Annotated in this window: 20 protein-coding genes; 14 read left to right on the top strand and 6 right to left on the bottom strand. The window is 64.2% G+C overall.

The window, feature by feature from the left end; translation table 11 throughout:
- Nucleotides 1-143 precede the first annotated feature (143 nt).
- From ACSBOB_RS07820 to ACSBOB_RS07810, 3 genes are read left to right on the top strand one after another with little or no spacing between them, the layout of a single operon-like run.
- Complete coding sequence (locus ACSBOB_RS07820; protein WP_442581875.1) at nt 144-1,139, top strand: ABC transporter permease; 996 nt, start codon at nt 144-146, stop codon at nt 1,137-1,139.
- Nucleotides 1,136-1,906 (top strand): SDR family oxidoreductase, encoded by a 771-nt coding sequence (locus ACSBOB_RS07815; protein ID WP_442581874.1) that lies wholly within the window; start codon nt 1,136-1,138, stop codon nt 1,904-1,906. Before ACSBOB_RS07820 ends, ACSBOB_RS07815 begins: the two co-directional genes overlap by 4 nt.
- A gap of 10 nt (nt 1,907-1,916) precedes the next feature.
- The gene (locus tag ACSBOB_RS07810) at nt 1,917-2,561 is read left to right on the top strand and encodes a GNAT family N-acetyltransferase (protein WP_442581873.1); all 645 of its coding nucleotides are present in this window, start codon (nt 1,917-1,919) and stop codon (nt 2,559-2,561) included.
- Nucleotides 2,562-2,624: 63 nt separating this feature from the next.
- On the opposite strand, the gene ACSBOB_RS07805 is transcribed toward ACSBOB_RS07810, so the two are convergent.
- Both ACSBOB_RS07805 and ACSBOB_RS07800 read right to left on the bottom strand, forming a co-directional pair.
- Complete coding sequence (locus ACSBOB_RS07805) at nt 2,625-3,182, bottom strand: HNH endonuclease (protein WP_349007281.1); 558 nt, start codon at nt 3,180-3,182, stop codon at nt 2,625-2,627.
- A gap of 111 nt (nt 3,183-3,293) precedes the next feature.
- Complete coding sequence (locus ACSBOB_RS07800) at nt 3,294-3,953, bottom strand: DNA-3-methyladenine glycosylase family protein (protein WP_442581872.1); 660 nt, start codon at nt 3,951-3,953, stop codon at nt 3,294-3,296.
- 72 nt (nt 3,954-4,025) lie between these two features.
- Between ACSBOB_RS07800 and gluQRS the strand changes: the two genes are divergently transcribed.
- Nucleotides 4,026-4,910: a tRNA glutamyl-Q(34) synthetase GluQRS gene (gluQRS, locus tag ACSBOB_RS07795; protein ID WP_442581871.1), complete on the top strand. Its 885-nt coding sequence runs from the start codon at nt 4,026-4,028 to the stop codon at nt 4,908-4,910.
- Between the two features lie 144 nt (nt 4,911-5,054).
- Nucleotides 5,055-5,750, top strand: coding sequence for a thioesterase domain-containing protein (locus ACSBOB_RS07790; protein WP_442581870.1), 696 nt, complete (start codon nt 5,055-5,057; stop codon nt 5,748-5,750).
- A 68-nt stretch (nt 5,751-5,818) separates the two neighbouring features.
- Here the strand turns inward: ACSBOB_RS07790 and ACSBOB_RS07785 are convergent, their stop codons facing one another.
- Nucleotides 5,819-6,106: a DUF6958 family protein gene (locus ACSBOB_RS07785; protein WP_442581869.1), complete on the bottom strand. Its 288-nt coding sequence runs from the start codon at nt 6,104-6,106 to the stop codon at nt 5,819-5,821.
- 203 nt (nt 6,107-6,309) lie between these two features.
- Between ACSBOB_RS07785 and ACSBOB_RS07780 the strand changes: the two genes are divergently transcribed.
- On the top strand, nt 6,310-7,251 hold the full coding sequence (locus ACSBOB_RS07780; RefSeq protein ID WP_442581868.1) for a DMT family transporter: 942 nt from the start codon (nt 6,310-6,312) through the stop codon (nt 7,249-7,251).
- 17 nt (nt 7,252-7,268) lie between these two features.
- Here the strand turns inward: ACSBOB_RS07780 and ACSBOB_RS07775 are convergent, their stop codons facing one another.
- The gene (locus ACSBOB_RS07775; RefSeq protein ID WP_442581867.1) at nt 7,269-8,120 is read right to left on the bottom strand and encodes a YihY/virulence factor BrkB family protein; all 852 of its coding nucleotides are present in this window, start codon (nt 8,118-8,120) and stop codon (nt 7,269-7,271) included.
- Between the two features lie 60 nt (nt 8,121-8,180).
- Here ACSBOB_RS07775 and ACSBOB_RS07770 point away from each other — a divergent pair, with 60 nt between their 5' ends.
- The 7 genes from ACSBOB_RS07770 (at nt 8,181) to ACSBOB_RS07740 (ending at nt 13,774) form a co-directional block, all read left to right on the top strand.
- Nucleotides 8,181-9,047 carry an SDR family oxidoreductase gene (locus ACSBOB_RS07770; RefSeq protein ID WP_442581866.1) on the top strand — a complete coding sequence of 289 codons (867 nt, stop codon included), beginning with the start codon at nt 8,181-8,183 and terminating at the stop codon, nt 9,045-9,047.
- 22 nt (nt 9,048-9,069) lie between these two features.
- Nucleotides 9,070-9,270: a twin transmembrane helix small protein gene (locus tag ACSBOB_RS07765; protein ID WP_442581865.1), complete on the top strand. Its 201-nt coding sequence runs from the start codon at nt 9,070-9,072 to the stop codon at nt 9,268-9,270.
- Between the two features lie 42 nt (nt 9,271-9,312).
- Nucleotides 9,313-9,894, top strand: coding sequence for a cob(I)yrinic acid a,c-diamide adenosyltransferase (locus ACSBOB_RS07760; protein WP_442581864.1), 582 nt, complete (start codon nt 9,313-9,315; stop codon nt 9,892-9,894).
- A gap of 48 nt (nt 9,895-9,942) precedes the next feature.
- Entirely contained in the window at nt 9,943-10,713 is a 771-nt protein-coding gene (locus ACSBOB_RS07755; RefSeq protein WP_442581863.1) for a rhomboid family intramembrane serine protease, read from the top strand.
- Nucleotides 10,714-10,916: 203 nt separating this feature from the next.
- Entirely contained in the window at nt 10,917-11,666 is a 750-nt protein-coding gene (locus ACSBOB_RS07750) for an electron transfer flavoprotein subunit beta/FixA family protein (protein WP_442581862.1), read from the top strand.
- Between the two features lie 24 nt (nt 11,667-11,690).
- A complete protein-coding gene (locus tag ACSBOB_RS07745) occupies nt 11,691-12,620 on the top strand; it encodes an electron transfer flavoprotein subunit alpha/FixB family protein (protein ID WP_442581861.1) in 930 nt (309 codons plus the stop codon).
- A 275-nt stretch (nt 12,621-12,895) separates the two neighbouring features.
- Complete coding sequence (locus tag ACSBOB_RS07740) at nt 12,896-13,774, top strand: 3-hydroxybutyryl-CoA dehydrogenase (protein WP_442581860.1); 879 nt, start codon at nt 12,896-12,898, stop codon at nt 13,772-13,774.
- 1 nt (nt 13,775) lies between these two features.
- On the opposite strand, the gene ACSBOB_RS07735 is transcribed toward ACSBOB_RS07740, so the two are convergent.
- A complete protein-coding gene (locus tag ACSBOB_RS07735; protein WP_442581859.1) occupies nt 13,776-15,602 on the bottom strand; it encodes a hypothetical protein in 1,827 nt (608 codons plus the stop codon).
- Between the two features lie 71 nt (nt 15,603-15,673).
- Entirely contained in the window at nt 15,674-16,387 is a 714-nt protein-coding gene (tlpA, locus tag ACSBOB_RS07730; protein ID WP_442581858.1) for a thiol:disulfide interchange protein TlpA, read from the bottom strand.
- Nucleotides 16,388-16,420: 33 nt separating this feature from the next.
- On the opposite strand from tlpA, the gene argH reads away from it, so the two are divergent.
- Nucleotides 16,421-17,821, top strand: a complete 1,401-nt coding sequence (gene argH / locus ACSBOB_RS07725) for an argininosuccinate lyase (protein ID WP_442581857.1) — start codon at nt 16,421-16,423, stop codon at nt 17,819-17,821.
- Nucleotides 17,822-17,883: the final 62 nt, after the last annotated feature.

Below are 17,883 nucleotides of genomic sequence, written 5' to 3'. Positions count from 1 at the left end.
TCCCCCTCCCCCGCTTCGCAGGGGAGGATCCAACGGTGCGGCTGTCGCCGCCGCGGATCCTCCCCCGTTTACGGGGGAGGGGGACCACGCGAAGCGTGGTGGAGGGGGCGTCTGCCTCGGTTGGCATAACCTTTGGCCCATCTATGAACCCACGCACCCGCAAAATCCTCGAGATCGTCCTCGACAATCTCGTCTGGTTCATGCTGCTTTTCGTGCTGATCGTCTTTTCGATCTTCATCCCGAACTATTTCCAGCTCGGCATCTTCGCCAACATCATCGAGGCATCGAGCGTACTCGGCGTCATGTCGATCGGCCTGGCGCTGGTGATCATCGCTGGCCACATGGACCTGTCCGTCGAATCGGTGGCCGCGCTCGGCGCCATGGCGGTCGGTATCCTGTTCTGCTCGGCCGGCATCGGCCTCGGTATAAAGCTCTATCCCGAATGGCTGATGGTTCCGGTCTCGCTGCTGGTCGCCATTGCCGTTGGCGGCCTGATCGGCGCATTCAACGGCTTCCTCGTCGTGAAGTTGAAGATGAGCGCCTTCATCATCACGCTTGCCTCCTACATCTGGGTGCGCGGGCTGGTGCTGGCCGTGTCAGGCGGCCGCTCGGCGCAGGATCTCGCGCCCGCCATCCGCTGGTTCGGCATCCAGCGCCTGCTCGGCCTCCCGCTGACGGCATGGATCGCCATCGCCTGTTTCGTCGTCTTCTCGCTGATCATGGCCAAGACGCCGTTCGGGCGGCATCTGGTGATGATCGGCGGCAACGAGACGGCGACCTACCGCGCCGGCATTCGCGTCACCCGCAACCTCGTCATCGCCTTCGTGCTGGCCGGCGCCATCGCCGGGCTGGCCGGCTGGCTGCTCGCCATCCGCACCTCCGGCGCCACCGCCAATCTCGGCGTCGGCCTGCTGTTCAATGCCTTCGCAGCGGTGGTCATCGGCGGCGTCAGCCTGAAGGGCGGCGTCGGCTCGCTGCCCGGCGTCTATGCCGGCGTCCTGCTCCTGTCCTCCATCAACACGGCGATCAACCTCATGGGCCTTCCCGCCAATTTCACCCAGGTCGTGCACGGGCTGCTGGTGCTCGCAGCCGTGCTGCTGGACACCTTCAAGCAGAATCTGCGCCAGAGGCTGGCATGATCGGCCGGCTTTCAGGCAAGGTGGCACTGATCATCGGCGCCGCGCGCGGCATCGGCAAAGGCATCGCAAAACGCTTCGCCGAGGAGGGCGCCAAGCTGGTGCTGGCCGACAGCGAGGCCGAAATCGGCAAGGCAACGGCGGACGAACTAGGCGCCGCCTTCATCGCCATCGACATCTCGAAAATGGCCGACGCCGAGGCCGCCGTCGCGCTGGCGCTGGACCGGCACGGCCGCCTCGACATCGTCGTCCAGAACGCCGGCATCTATCCCTGGCAACTGATCGAAAACACCAGCCCCGACGACTGGGACCGCGTCATGGCGGTCAATCTTCGCGGCACCTTCAACGCGGCGCGCGCCGCGCTCGTGCCGATGAAGGCGCAGCGTTATGGCCGCATGCTGTTCACCTCCTCGATCACCGGCCCGCATGTCACCAGCCCCGGCCACGGCCATTACTCCGCGACAAAATCCGGCATCAACGGCTTCATCCGCTCGGCGGCGCTCGAATTCTCCGGCTACGGCATCACCGTCAACGGCGTCGAGCCCGGCAACATTTTGACGGAGGCGATCCAGGAACAGCGCGGCGCGGCCTTCATCAAGAACATGGAGGACGCGATCCCGCTCGGTCGCCTCGGCACGCCGCGCGACGTCGCCAACGCCTTCCTGTTCCTCGCCTCCGACGACGCCAGCTACATCACCGGCACGACCATCGTCGTCGACGGCGGCCAATTGCTGCCGGAAGGCGCGGATTTCCGCATCCTGCCGCCGTGACAGCGCCGGCATGATCCTCGACTTCGGCAACGGCTTTTTCCTGCGCCAGGCCACCGACGCCGACCATCCGGCGCTGCGTATGGTGTGCTTGAAAACAGGCGATGCCGGCGAGGACGCAACGGCCCGCGAGGACGATCCCAACCTGATCGGCCAGATCTACGCCGTGCCCTATCAGGTGTTCGAGCCGGATTTTGCGTTTGTCATCGACAACCCCTCGGGCGTGGCCGGCTACCTGCTCGGCGCGTTCAACACCGCTGCTTTCTATGATCGGCTCGCCACGAACTGGTATCCGGCTCTCCAGCGGGGCGTAGCCGATCCCGGCCCCGATGCTTCGGGCTGGCAGGGCAGCGACTGGGCACGGCACCGTATCCACCATCCAGCTCTCGCCATCCCGCCCGCACTCTCGGCCTATCCATCGCACGGCCACATCGACCTGCTGCCGCAAGCCCGCGGCAAGGGCATTGGTCGGCAGTGCATAACTTTGCTCGAAAGCCGCCTTGCCGACGCCGGCTCCACCGGCCTCTGGCTGGAAGTCCATCCGCGCAACCACAAGGCGCTACGCTTCTATGCGAACCTCGGATACCGGCCGTCGCCGGCTCTGGAGCCATCCGAAAACGCCATCTACGTCGTGAAGCGATTTGCCGGTGCGGGATAGCTGAAGACGCACCCATGCACCGCAAGCCAAAGCATCGGATGCAAAAACATCCGACGCCCCAACTCACGGCTCCAGTTCGACATCCCAGTACAGATAGTCCATCCAGCTTTCATGCAGGTAGTTCGGCGGGAACAGCCTGCCGTTGTTGTGCAGGTCGTGGACCGTCGGCTGGAACGGTTTCTGCATCGGCCACATCTTCGCTTGCGCCGGCAGGTGTCCGCCCTTGCGGAGATTGCAGGGCGAGCAGGCGGCGACCACGTTCTCCCAGGTCGTCGCGCCGCCGCAATGGCGAGGGATGACGTGGTCGAAGGTCAGATCCTCCGGCGTGCCGCAATACTGGCACTGGAAGCGGTCGCGCAGGAACACGTTGAAGCGCGTGAACGCCGGGTGGCGCGACGGCTTGACGTAGCTTTTCAGGCTGACGACGCTCGGCACCCGCATCGAGAACGACACGGACGACACCGAATGCTCGTATTCGGCGACGATGTTGACGCGGTCGAGGAACACGGCCTTGATCGCGTCCTGCCAGGACCAGAGCGACAGCGGGTAATAGCTGAGCGGCCGGTAATCCGCATTCAGCACCAGCGCGGGAAGCCCATCCGGAGATACGGCGACCGTCACTTCAAAAACCTCCATGGCAGGTCAACGCCTGACGCCAATAGTCTAAGCCCGACATGACAGGGATGTGAAGCGCCTTCGAGGCCACAATACGGCGCAAAATCGCGCGTGTTTTCAGGTTTTTTCCGGACGCTGCAGGATCGGTGCCGCGTCCCTGCCCTTCGTCTCACGATAATAGGCCCAGAAAAGCCGCGACGCGATGCCGCGCCACGGCGACCATGATTCGGCGATTCGCGTGAGTTGCTTGTCGCCCGGCCGCGTTTCCATGCCGAGAGCGTGGCCAACCGCCGTCTGCAGCGCCACGTCGCGGGCCGGGAAAATATCGGGATGGCCAGCGGCAAACAGCAGGTAGACCTCAGCCGTCCATGGGCCGATTCCGGGCACCGCTGTGAGCCGGCCGATGGCGTCTTCGGCATCCAGCCCGCATAGGTTGATGAGGTCGAGCCCCTCGGCCACCGCGCTCGCAGCCGCCAGCATCGCCCGTTGTTTTGGCCGCGAGAATCCGGCCTCGCGAAACACCGCTTCTCCTGCATCAAGCACGCCTTCCGGCGTCAGCGGATCGACCAATTTGACGAACCGCCCGAAGATCGCGTCAGCGCTTGCGCGCGACACCTGCTGCGACACGATGATGGAAGCGAGGCTGGCAAACCCCGGCTCGGTCAGCCGCAGCGGCACCTCACCGGCCATGCGCCGTACCGACGCCAATCTCGGATCGGCGGCGCAGAGCGCGTCGAGCCCGACCGCAATGTCGTCCATTCCAACAATTCGCCGCATGCTGCCCTTGTCCGCCAAAGCCCGGCAAAGTAGCAATCGGTCAAATTTTCGCGCAACCCGTTTTCGGCGCCGATGAATCCGCCCGTCTTCCGCTTCGCCCCAAGCCCGAATGGCCGGCTGCATCTCGGCCACGCCTATTCGGCATTGCTGAACCAACGGCTCGCCGATGCTGCCGGCGGACGCCTTCTGTTACGGCTGGAAGACATCGACACCACCCGCTGCTCGCCGGAATTCGAGGCCGGCATTTTTGACGTCCTGCACTGGCTGGGGATGCTCTGGGAACAGCCGGTGCGCCGTCAATCCGAACATTTTTCCCACTATGAGCAAAGCCTGCGCAAGCTGGCGGACGAAAACCTCGTCTATCCGGCCTTCATGAGCCGCGGCGAGATACGCGCCCACATCGTCGAGCAGGAGGCGGCTGGAAAAAACTGGCCGCGCGACCCGGACGGCGTGCCGCTCTATCCCGGCCTCGACAAGGCGCTGTCCGAGAAAAAACGCGTCGCGCTGATCGACGCGGGAAAACCCTTCGCCTGGCGGCTGGACATGGAGGCAGTCCTCGCGCGGATCGGTCGGCCGCTGGCATGGAGCGAGTTTACGGCCAACGATCCCTCAGTCCTGAGCAGGGTCGAAGCGGGCCCGCAAGACTGGGGCGACGTCATCCTCGCCCGCCGCGACACGCCAACCAGCTATCATCTGTCCGTCGTGGTGGACGACGCGCTTCAAGGTATAACCCATGTCGTGCGTGGCCAGGACCTGTTCGCCGCCACCGCCGTGCACCGCGTGCTGCAGGAACTGCTCGGCCTGCCGGCGCCTGCCTATCACCACCATCGGTTGATCCTCGGACCGGACGGCCGAAAACTCTCGAAAAGCTTGCGCGATACCGGCATTGCCGCCCTGCGCGGAAATGGCGCAGCACCGGACGACATCAGGCGCATGATCGGTCTCGATCCCCTTTGATCCCGGTGGTTTTGGGCCGATCCGGCAGACCGCCTTTCTGCCGGTCGGATCCCCTCCACTACCTGCGGTAGGTTGGCATCCTCGTCCGCCCCTCTTAAACATGGTGCCCGTGCGGGCGGGCTTCGATGCTGAATCGAGGTGCCTTTGTTCATATCCGCTCCCGCTATCCGCCTGGCGCTGCTGCCCTTTCTGCTCATTTTCTTCGTAACCGGATGCACGTCTCCGGTCATGCAGGAAGGCGGGCTTGCCAATCCGCCGCTCTCCGAAAAAGGCGTCGTTTACCTGTTCGCCGGCCTGACGCCGACGGGCGACGACATGGCACGCAGCGGCATGTTCAGCCTGACGCAATACATCCGCGCCGCAGGTGTCCGCGCCGATGTCTACAATCCGGTCAACTGGCGGGAGGCTGCGGACAATTTCCTGGCGCAACCGAACCGAACCGAAACGCCCGTCGCCGTGGCCGGCTACTCTCTGGGCGGCAATGCCGCCACGCAATTCGCCGACCGTTTGCAGACGGCCGGCGTGCCGGTGCAGACGCTTCTCGTCTTCGAGGGCTACAAGCCGACGCCTGTGCCCTGCAACGTGCGCCGGGCGATCGACATGTATGGCTCGGACGGGCTGTTCAGCCTGTCTTCGCGCCTGCGGCCGCAAAAATCCTTCACCGGAAGGCTGGAAACCGTGAACTGGTCAAAACTGCACAAGAATGGGCGCCACGACCATCTCGGCGTGTCGAAGGAGCCCGCCGCGCTTGAATATGTTCGGCACGCGCTCATCGGCGACAATCAAGTTCGCGAGATAGCGTCGGCTCCGGGCGAAGCCAGCTGTTTTGCGCGCTCATGAGCTGCGGTGCCGCTTCCACAAACCGAGCGATTGCGTGCGCGTGCCGCGCCCGATCGGCGCGACACGCTCTATGCTTTGAACAGCCGGACCGGACTGCCCTTGGCGCGGGCCACGACGCCCTTGGCTTCGAGGTCGAGCTGCACGGCCTTCGCCCACCATCCCGCCTTGGCGCCGCCGGGAAACAGGTCTTCCGGCAAGAACGGAGTCAGGCGGGTACGGATTTCGACCGGCGTCAGCCCGGGCTCTTCCGCTGGAAGCACGGCCAGGTAGGCCTTCTTCATCGCCTCGTATTTCGTCTCGTCGACCGCATAGGTCGAGCCCGGCCTGATGACATTCTCGATGCGAATCTTGCCCATATATTTTCCTCCGTTCGTGCCAAGGACGTCGCAGTGGCGGCAATGCCGACATCTTGTATGAAAATCTCCAACTTTGTCGAAGTGACTGCCCGCTGGGCTTGCGCCCTTCGTTTCATCTCTCCTGAACCAATGATTCAGGATTTCGCCTTTGCGTGCCCATGCTTCCGGCAATAGAGCGGGCGCACCTGAAACAGGCCGCTCCCATGCAGACCAGGAAAATCATCCCGACGGCCTTCGTGCTGCTCTGGGCCACCGGCTTCATCGGCGCGCGCTACGCTATGCCCTGGGCCGAGCCGTTCACCTTCCTCGGCGGGCGTTTCGGTCTGGCCTTCCTGATCCTGGCGGCCATCGCCCTTGCCATGGGCACGTGGCGCATGGCGCGCCGCGACATTCTCTACGCGCTGGCCGCCGGCGCGCTGATGCACGGCGTCTATCTCGGCGGCGTGTTCTGGGCGGTTCGAGAGGGGCTGACGGCCGGACTGTCGGCGCTTATCGTCGGGCTGCAGCCACTGATCACCGCCGTTCTGGCCGGCATTTTTCTCGGCGAGGAAATTTTTCCCCGCCACTGGGCAGGCCTCGCCGCAGGCTTTGCCGGCGTGGTGATCGTCATCCTGCCCAAGCTCGGCTCGGGGCTGGATGCCGTCACCTTGCCGATGCTCGCCGCAGCCATTCTCGCGGTCGCCGGCATGAGCGCCGGCACGGTGCTGCAGAAAAAATTCGGCGCCTCCCGCAATCTCGTGATGGGGACCGCCTGGCAATATGTCGGCGCGACCGTGCTGATGGCTGCCGGTTCGATTGCGCTGGAGACGCATACGATCATCCTCACCGGCGAACTCGTCTTCGCCATGGTCTGGCTGGTGGTCGTGCTGTCGATCGGCGCCATCTTCCTGCTGATGATCATGATCCGCGAGGGCGAGATGGCGAAGGTGTCGTCGCTGTTTTATCTTGTGCCGGCGGTTACCGCAGTCATGGCCTGGCTCCTGTTCGGCGAGAGCCTGAGTTGGGTCCAGATCGCCGGCATGGCGCTCGCTACCTTCGGCGTCGGCCTGGCGACATCTCAGCCGCGCCGGAAATCCGGGGACAGTTTACTCAATTCCACAACGGACGCCGACCGCTCTGCAACCAACCGGCCTGGAATTGAGTAAACTGTCCCCGGATTTCTTCACCCACCGACCCGTGCCCTTGCGTCGAGATAGCGCCTAATCGACGCGTTGAGCTCCCCGCCAAGGATGAAAACTGCCGAGACAATGTAGAGAAACACCACCGCGATCATGATCGAGGCCAGCCCCGCATAGGTGGTCACGTAGGACGAGAAGCGGTCGAGATAGGCCGCGAACACTGTCGAGCCAACCAGCCAGCCGATCAGCGTGAAGATGATGCCCGGCACCATATGGGTGAAGCGGCGCTTGCCGGCAGGCAGCCAGACATGCACGGCGATCAGCCCCAGCACGATGACGACCGAAGCGATCACGAACCGCCACAGCGTGATCGTGCCGAGATAGGGTTCGATCCATGCGGCCTTCGCCAGCGCCACCCGCACAATCAGCGGCGCGAACACCAAGAGCACGCTGATGACCAGGAAACCCACCGTGGCGATCAGCACGAAGGCGAGGCTCTGGATGCGTCGGTAGAAGAACGGCCGCGTCTCGGTGACCCGGTAGGCGCGATTGAGCGAGGTGCGCAGCGCCTCGATGCCGTTGGAGGCGAAGAACGCGCCGAGCAACGCGCCGTAGGTCAGGAGGTCGCTGCGCTGCACGGTAAGCACATTGATCACCTCGCGCGAGATGGGTGCCGCGATCTGCTCCGGCCATGTGTCGAAGACCAGATGCACCGCGGTTTCCGAAAAAGCCTGCGCGCCGAGAAAACTCGCCAGCGTGGTGGCGAAGATCAGGAACGGAAACAGCGCCATCAGCGCGGTGATCGCCAGATGGCTGGCCATCGACCATCCGTCGTCGTCGTTGAAGTGGCCGAGCATATCGGTCAGCACACGCCGGACGGCGACGATCTTCCGCATGGGCTCTTCGTTCTCCGTCGATTGTTTCGCGCCCGCGAATATGGGAAGGGTTTGCCGCAGATGGCAAGCCGCAACCCCACCGAGAATCCTGCAGCCGGGCAAGCCCGCACGATCATCGTCACCGGTGCGTCATCGGGCATCGGCGCCTACTGCGCGCGGGCGCTGAAAAGCGAGGGCTGGCGCGTCTTCGCCACGGCTCGCAAGCCGGAGGACATCCGGGCTTTGAAGGACGAAGGCATCGAGGCCTTCTACCTCGACTATCGCGAGCCGGCATCGATCGAAGCGCTCGTCTCCGCCGTCCTGGAGCGCACCGGCGGAAAACTCGACGCCCTCTACAACAACGGCGCCCACGCCCAGCCGGGGGCTGTCGAGGACCTGCCGGTCGAAGCGCTGCGGGAACAGTTCGAGGCGAATTTCTTCGGCTGGCATGATCTCACCCGCCGCATCGTCCCGGTCATGCGGGCGCAGGGCCATGGCCGCATCGTCCATTGTTCCTCGATCCTCGGCCTGACGCCGGTGAAATACCGCGGGGCTTACTGTGCTTCCAAGCACGCGCTGGAAGGATTGATGCTGTGCCTGCGCGCCGAACTCGCGGTTTCCGGAATCCACGTCTCGCTGATCGAGCCGGGACCGATCGCCTCGAAGATCGCGCCGAACGGACTGACGTGGTTTCTCAAGAACATCGATCATGAAACCTCGGTCCACCGCGAAGCCTATCAGGCGCAGCTTGCCCGCATGCGTGGCGGCGGCTCGAAATCGCGGCTGAAGCTTGGGCCGGAAGCGGTGCATACGGTTCTGCGTCACGCCCTCCTGTCGCAAAACCCGCGACCGCACTATGCTGTGACCTTGCCGGCAAAGATCGGCGTCTTCCTGAAGCGTGTCTTGCCGGCGTCGCTTCTCTATCGCGTTCTCGCCTCGCAAGCCTGAACCACTTTCATCGGAACAGAAAATGGCAACGGTTTTCAACGTTTTAGCTATCGTCGTCATGGCTGCGGTGGTCATCGTGCTGATCCGCGGCCTCGTCAACATGATGCGCGGCGGCTCTAGCAACACGTCCAACAAGCTGATGCAGGCCCGCGTCTTCCTGCAGTTCATCGCGCTCGTCCTGATCCTGCTGGCGGTGTGGTTCAACCGGCAGAGCGGCGGATGAAGGCAGGCGCTGGGCGGCGATAGCAAGCCGACGGGAGGGTATGTGGTCAAGCTCAACAAGATTTATACCCGCACCGGCGACGACGGCACCACCGGCCTCGGCACCGGCGAGCGCCGCTTGAAATCGGACCTGCGGGTCGAAGCCTACGGCACGGTCGACGAGGCCAATTCCTGCATCGGCCTGGCGCGGCTGCACACGGGGGCCGAGCACCCGGCGCTGGACGCCATTCTTGGCCGTATCCAGAACGATCTTTTCGACCTCGGCGCCGATCTCGCCACGCCGGATGACGGCAAGCCACTGGGCTATGAACCGCTGCGCATCGTCGCCTCGCAGACCAGGCGCCTGGAAACCGATATCGACGGTTTGAACGCCAACCTCCAGCCACTGCGCTCCTTCGTGCTGCCGGGCGGATCGCCTGCTTCCGCCGCGCTGCACCTCGCCCGCACGGTTGCGCGTCGTGCCGAGCGCCTGATGGTGGCACTGGCGCAGATCGAGGGCGAGCACGTCAACCCGGAAGGCGTCCGCTACATCAACCGGGCCTCGGACCTGCTGTTCGTGGCGGCCCGCGTCGTCAATGACAACGGAAAATCCGATGTGCTATGGGTGCCCGGACAGAACCGCTGACCGCACCCTGCGTCTGCTCGACGCCTTGCTCCAAAAGAGTCCCGCGCCTTGTTCATCCCGCTCCATGACGCCAACGGCCTTGAGCATATCAAGTTTCAGTACGTCACCTTCGGCCTGATCGCGGTCAACATTATTGTCTTCCTGTTCACCGGTCTCGGCTCCGAGCAATTCGCCACCGCGACCACCTATGGCTTTGGCTACATCCCTTCCGTCGCCTTCGACCTGGTGAGCCTGCCGCCCGAATGGTATTTCGTTCCGGAGGACTTCACCTACCTGACCTACGCCTTCCTGCACGCCGACATCTTCCATCTCGGCGGCAACATGCTGTTTCTGTGGGTGTTCGGCGACAACATCGAGGATGCGCTCGGCCATCTTCGTTTCCTGCTCTTCTACCTGCTCTGCGCCATCGGCGGTGCATTGTTCCACGGACTGCTCGACCCGGGTTCCCGCATCCCGCTGATCGGCGCCTCTGGCGCAATAGCCGGCGTCGTCGTGGCCTATCTGATCCTTCACCCGCGCGTGAAGATATGGGTGCTGGCCTTTGCCCGCATTCCGCTGCGCATTCCGGCCTGGATCGCGCTGACGCTATGGATCGGTTTCCAGTTCGTGATGTTCGCCATGGCCGGCGAGGAACAGGTCTCGTGGGCCTGCCACATCGGCGGCATCATCACCGGCGCCATTTTGGTATTCTTCCTCAAGCGGCGGGCCGTGCCGCTCTTTTACCGCGAGGTCGTCACGCCCCGCGCCGTCGAGGTGCAGCAGCAGAGCGCCGTGCGGCCGGTGGAAGCCAAACCGGTGCCGCGGTGGGGCCGCCGGTAGATTTCAAACGATTCTATGCAGGCTGCCGCTATTGACGGGCCAATGCACCGAAACTAGGGTCCGCCGCGCTTCCGCAAGCCTGCCGCCACCGGAAGCGTTCCATTTGTACCGTTTTTCGCGGTTTATGTCGTCATTCGGCAAACCGACAGGCGTCGACCCCGATACGGAACGCCGCGGAATTTCAGAAGAAGGGTGAAGCGCGCATGAAGGTTCTCGTCCCCGTCAAGCGGGTGGTCGACTACAATGTAAAGATCCGGGTGAAGAGCGACGGATCGGGGGTCGAGCTTGCGAACGTCAAAATGTCGATGAACCCGTTCGACGAGATCGCGGTGGAAGAGGCGATCCGGTTGAGGGAAGCCGGCAAGGTCGAGGAGATCATCGTCGTGTCGATCGGCCCGCAGCAGGCGCAGGAGACGCTGCGTACCGCACTCGCCATGGGTGCCGACCGCGCCATCCTGGTCAAGGTCGACGCCCAGGTCGAGCCGCTCGGCGTCGCCAAGGTGCTGAAGGGCGTAGTCGAGGCCGAGAAGCCGGGGCTGGTGATCCTGGGCAAGCAGGCGATCGACGACGACGCCAACCAGACCGGCCAGATGCTGGCGGCCCTTCTCGGCTGGGGCCAGGCGACCTTCGCCTCCAAGGTCGCGATCGACGGCGACAAGGCCAGCGTCACCCGCGAGGTCGACGGCGGCCTGCAGACGATCGAACTGAAGCTGCCGGCGATCGTGACGACCGACCTGCGCTTGAACCAGCCGCGTTATGCGTCGCTGCCCAACATCATGAAGGCCAAGAAGAAGCCGCTCGACGAGAAGAGCCCGGCCGATTTCGGCGTCGACGTGACGCCGCGGCTGAAGGTTCTGAAGACCGAGGAGCCGGGCGGCCGCAAGGCGGGCGTCAAGGTCAAGTCGGTGGCCGAGCTGATCGACAAGCTGAAGAACGAAGCCGGCGTGCTTTAAGGCGATCGGGAAAGGAACAAGAAAATGGCAATTCTCCTCATCGCCGAACACGACAACGCGACGCTTTCCGACCAGACGGCCAAGACGCTGTCGGCGGCCCTGAAGATCGGCTCCGACGTGCATGTGCTGGTCGCCGGCAAGGGCGCGAAGCCTGCCGCCGATGCGGCGGCAAAACTCCAGGGCGTCTCCAAGGTACTGCTCGCCGAGGCCGACGAACTCGAACAGCGCCTGGCCGAACCGCTGGCGGCGACAATCGTCTCGCTCGCCGGCCAATACGACACGATCATCGCGCCGGCCACCACCAGCGGCAAGAACGTCATGCCGCGTGTCGCCGCCCTGCTCGACGTGGCGCAGGTGTCGGAGATCATCGAGGTCGTGTCGCCCGACACCTTCAAGCGCCCGATCTATGCCGGCAACGCCATCCAGACGGTGCAATCCAGCGACGGCAAGAAAGTGATCACGGTACGCACCGCCTCGTTCCAGTCGGCGCCTGAGGGCGGCTCGGCTGCCGTCGAGACGGTGACGGCGGCGGCCAATCCCGGCCTGTCGAGCTTCGTCGAGAACCGCCTGTCGGACAGCGACCGTCCGGAACTGACCTCGGCAAAAATCATCATCTCGGGCGGCCGCGCGCTGGGGTCCGCGGAAAAATTCCAGGAGGTCATCCTGCCCGTTGCCGACAAGCTGGGTGCGGCCGTCGGCGCGTCGCGCGCGGCGGTCGATGCCGGCTATGCGCCGAACGACTGGCAGGTCGGCCAGACCGGCAAGGTGGTGGCGCCGCAGCTCTACATCGCCGTCGGCATCTCCGGCGCCATCCAGCACCTCGCCGGCATGAAGGACTCCAAGGTCATCGTCGCCATCAACAAGGACGAGGAGGCGCCGATCTTCCAGGTTGCCGACTACGGCCTCGTCGGTGACCTGTTCGTCATCCTGCCCGAACTCGAAAAGGCGCTGTAGCCTTCCCTTCGACAAATGAATCTGGAGGCCGGGACGGAAATGCCGTCCCGGCCTTTTTCGTATCCCCGTTTACCCAGATGCCGCTCCCGCTTTGACTTTGCATACAAGCGCTGCACAAAGTTTGCGCAGTGCACTGGACGAAAGTGGCTTCGTACCATTAGTGTGCACTGCAAAAAGAAGCATGCGATTTGAGAACGAGGCATGGTCGCCGCTGGCGTGCCAACATCCCTCAGTCCCAGGGCACCAGGCGAAAAGCCTGAAACAGGATCGGCATAATGAGCGAGATTGAAACGGTCGGCATCGTCGGCGCGGGACAGATGGGCAGCGGCATCGCCCATGTCTCGGCGCTGGCCGGCTACAAGGTGCTGCTTTACGATGTCGCGCCGGAGCGCATCGAAAAGGGCATCGCTACCGTCAACGGCAACATGGCGCGCCAGGTCGCCGGCGGCAAGCTGGCCGAGGCCGAGCGCCAGGCGGCGATCTCTCTGATCTCCCCGGCGCCGGACCTGAAGGACCTTGCCGGCGCCGACCTGGTCATCGAAGCAGCAACCGAGGACGAGAGCATCAAGCGCAAGATCTATGCGCAGCTCTGCCCTGTGCTGAACCCGGAAGCCATTCTCGCCACCAACACCTCGTCGATCTCGATCACGCGGCTCGCCTCCGCCACCGACCGCGCCGAGCGTTTCATCGGCATACATTTCATGAACCCGGTGCCGATCATGAAGCTGGTCGAACTGGTGCGCGGCATCGCCACCGAGAACGATACGTTCGTGACCGCCAAGGAATATGTGCGCCGGCTCGACAAGACCAGTACGGTTTCAGAGGACTTTCCGGCCTTCATCGTCAACCGCATCCTTCTACCAATGATCAACGAGGCGATCTACACGCTGTACGAGGGCGTCGGCTCGGTGGAGGCCATCGACACGGCGATGAAGCTCGGCGCCAACCATCCGATGGGGCCGCTGCAGCTCGCCGACTTCATCGGCCTCGATACCTGCCTGTCGATCATGCAGGTGCTGCATGACGGCCTGTCGGACACCAAATACCGCCCCTGCCCGCTGCTGGTGAAATATGTCGAGGCCGGCTGGCTCGGCCGCAAGAGCGGCCGCGGCTTCTACGACTATCGCGGCGAGCATCCGGTGCCGACGCGCTAGATCAGGTCCTCGGAAGCATCGTCGGACAGGCATCAGCCGGCTGCGTCGCGAGCCGGTAGACGCGGAGCGTGGCGTCGGCCGGCAGCGGGCATTCCGCCAGCCAGGCCGGCGGCTTCCCCTGGATGAGACCGGCCGCTAAAGGGAATTCCTGCTCCGCCTTTCGCAGGGGCTTGCCGCGCCAGGCGCAGGTGGCGACGAGGGTCGCCTCGGCAGACGCCGCCACCGCGCTCGGGTCGGCGGTGGCGGGGTCGAAGAAGCGCAGCGAGCGCTCAATGCCGGTCGTGCCGGTGTGGAACGGGATAGCGACCACCGTGGCGCCTGGATTGGATATCAGGCGAATTCCGATCAGCGGCGGCGCAAGGATGCGGCCGCCTGCAGGCCAGGCATAGGGCTCGAGATCCTCGAGCATGCAATTGTCGGCGACGTCGACACCTTCAAGCGTGATTTCCTGCGGCGTCGTCGCGAGATGATAGCCGAGCAGGCCTAATGGCAACAAAAGCCCCGGCAGCAGCGGAAGCACCCGCATCTTGGGAACGTCGACACGCCCGGCGAATCCGCGCGCCAGATTCGCTGGCAGCACCGAATGGAGCACATAGGCAAGCCCAGGACCTGCGAAGAGCGGCATGAAGCGCAGATAGCGGAAATAGAGCACCGTGTGCGCCACCGCCACCGCCGAAAACAGGGCGAGCACGAGCCAGGCGCGGTCGCGTCCCCGTGCGACCACCGCCGCGACCACGGCGCCGAGGGCGCCGACGAGTTGGATGGTGAAATAGAAAAGTTGCTCAGACACGACAAAGTCGCGGTGATCGAAGAGACTGCCTTCCTGGTAGATGCGGTCCAGCCAGTGAATCCTGAGATAGTCGGAGAGCCCGGCATAAGGACCTGCCAGACAACCCGGGAACAGCAATGCGAGCACCGCGGCGGACGCGAGGCCGCAGGCCGCAAAGGAGAGAAGGCGCGGCACCACGCCCGCCTTTCGGATGAGCGTCGGCAGAATGGCGAAACTCGCTCCGGCCATGACGAGGGCCGCCGCGAGCGGCGAAGAGTAACGGTCGCATAGCGGACGAGCATAGTTGTCCGGCGCCGTTATCGCGAAGAACAGGATGACCGCCGTACCTGCGAGCGACAGGCCGAACGCCTGGGTTTGGACCTTCGCGTCATCGTTGCCCAGCACAAAGTCGAAGGCGCGGATGGCCAGGACCAGCACCAGGAACAAGGCAAGCTCCACGCCGGCGGCCAAGGCGAGTGCCGTCAGCACGCCACTGGCAAAGGCTGCGCGACGGCCCGACTGGATGGTCAGGAAGAGGATCGCGACCAGCAGGAGCATCTGCAGATTATGATAGTCGATGCGGCCGGGCTCGAACTCGCCCAGCGCCCTGAGCGCCACGATCGTCGAGACGACCAGCACGAGCGTCGGGCTGGCGAAGTCGAAGGTGGCGATCACCTTGCGCATGAAGAACAGGATTCCCGCAAGCAGCATCAGCGGAACGCAGAAGAACGCAGCCGACAATGCCGCGTCCAGGCCAACCACCGGACGCAGGATGAATGCGACCGCCGCGTAGGGCAGATCGACGATCCATGGCCAGTGGGAGACGAACACTTCTGGCTGCAATATGCCCGGCAAGGTGCGGTCGAAGATGTTGCCGCTCTCCAGCAGGAAGCGCACCTCATGCGCTTTCAGGAGATCGTCGACGTCGCCGTTTGCGTAGTGGCCCATGCTCCACAGGAAGGACAGCAGCACCGACACCGCCAGCCATACGAGATAGGGCGCCGTTCGGTCGGTCGGAGCCGGGCGAAGGATCGCCGGCGAAACGGTGGCATGTGACATTTGCTGCGCCCTCTGGCCGGTCCTATAGCCGAGGAACGCTTTCGATCCGGTAAAGCGGAAGCCAGGCGAACCTAGTTGCGCGCCGCCGCGATCAGCGCCTTCGCATCCGGCCCGGACCACTCGGCCGGCCCGTTCATATGGGCGAGCAGGCAGCCTTCCCCATCGATCAGCAGCGTGACCGGCAGGCCGAGCGCCAGCCCGCGTTTCTTCAGATCGTTGAACAGGTCGAGCGTGTTGTCGCGATAATAGCCGAGCGCCGCGACGCCGGTCTCCGCCAGGAATTTCTTCGGTTTCGTGTCATCGCCGGTGTCGACATTGACAGCGATGACCTCGAAGCCACCATCCCCGGCTTCCTTCTGCAACGCATCCAGCGCCGGCATCTCGGCCCGGCAGGGCGCACACCATGTTGCCCACAAATTGAGCAGTACCGTCTTGCCGGCGCGGTCTGCCAGCGTCATCGGCTTGCCGTCCGGCGCGTTGAAGGCGAGTTTTGCAAGCGACTGCGGCGGATCGGCTGGCAGCATCGCGGCAACCTGCCCCGTCGCGGCGGCGGCCACGGCCTTCGCCTTGTCGGCCTTGGCGGCACAGAGATCGGCTTCGGGCTGCGCCGCTGGAGCCGCGGCGGCAACCTCGGCCGGCGGCTGTTGCGAGACGTCTCCCGGCATGTTGCCAGAGAAGCCTCCCGTGACATATACCGCCACCGCGCCGGCCAGCGCGCCGGCCACCATGGCCGTCAGGATGGCCCGCCAGGCCGGGATCAGTTTTCTTTGCTTGCCGTCCGACATTCTAAAAAGATTCTCCGGAGCCCGGGTAGCACGATGAGCGACAAAAAGGCCAGCAATGCGATGTGGGGCGGACGTTTTGCCTCGGGTCCGGCGGCCGTCATGGAGGCCATCAACGCCTCGATCAGCTTCGACAAAAAGCTCTACGCCCAGGACATTCGCGGCTCGCTGGCGCATTCGGAAATGCTGGCGGCAACGGGCATCATTTCGGCCGCCGATCAAGAAAAAATCGCTCACGGCCTGAACACGATTCTGAAAGAGATCGAGAGCGGTGCCTTCACCTTCTCGACGGCGCTGGAAGACATCCACATGAATGTCGAGGCGCGGCTGGCCGAACTGATCGGCCCCGCCGCCGGCCGCCTGCACACGGCCCGCTCGCGCAACGACCAGGTTGCCGTCGATTTCCGGCTGTGGGTGAAGGACGAATTCTTTCGCGTCGCCGAGGCGCTGAAGGGCCTGATCGCCGTCTTCCTCACCCGCGCCGAAGAGCACGCGGCGACGGTGATGCCGGGCTTCACGCACATGCAGTCGGCGCAGCCGGTCACCTTGGGCCACCACTGCATGGCCTATGTCGAGATGTTTGCGCGCGATCTTTCCCGTGTCCGCGACGCGATAGAGCGGATGGACGAATCGCCGCTGGGCGCGGCCGCACTTGCCGGCACCGGATTTCCGATCGACCGTCAGATGACGGCAAAAGCGCTCGGCTTCCGCGAGCCGACGCGCAACTCGCTGGACAGCGTGTCGGACCGCGACTTCGCGCTGGAGTTCCTGTCGGTCGCCGCGATCACCGCCACCCATCTGTCGCGGCTGGCGGAAGAGATCGTCATCTGGTCGACGCCGCAATTCGGTTTCGTCAAACTGTCGGACTCCTTCTCGACCGGCTCGTCGATCATGCCGCAGAAGAAGAACCCGGATGCCGCCGAACTGGTGCGCGCCAAGACCGGACGGATCAACGGCCATCTGATCGGCCTGCTGACGGTGATGAAGGGCCTGCCGCTGACCTATTCCAAGGACATGCAGGAGGACAAGGAAACGGTGTTCGATGCCGCCGAGACGCTCGACCTGATGCTGGCGGCCATGACCGGCATGGTCGGCGACATGAGGATCGACACCGACGCCATGAAGCGCGCAGCCGGCTCGGGGCACTCGACCGCCACCGACCTCGCCGACTGGCTGGTCCGCACGCTCGGGCTGCCCTTCCGCGAGGCCCATCATGTCACCGGCCGCGCGGTAGCGCTGGCCGAGACGATGAAGACGACGCTGGCCAAATTGTCGCTGGACGAATTGAAGGCGATCCATCCGGGCATCACCGGCGACATCTTCTCGGTGCTTTCGGTGCAGAACTCGGTGAAGAGCCGCAAATCCTTCGGCGGCACCGCGCCGGGCGAAGTCCGCCGCCAGGTGCGCGCCTGGAAGAAGCGGCTTGCCCGCGCCTGAATTGCCGTGGTGCAATCGGCATGGAAACTCGCTACAAGCGTCTCGCTCTGCCCTATGGGAAA

The organism is Mesorhizobium sp. KACC 23794 (genome assembly GCF_052180275.1).
In the GTDB taxonomy this organism is placed as follows: domain Bacteria; phylum Pseudomonadota; class Alphaproteobacteria; order Rhizobiales; family Rhizobiaceae; genus Kumtagia.
The sequence above is the reverse complement of the archived record's forward strand: the minus strand, read 5'-3'. Positions and strand labels throughout refer to the sequence as shown.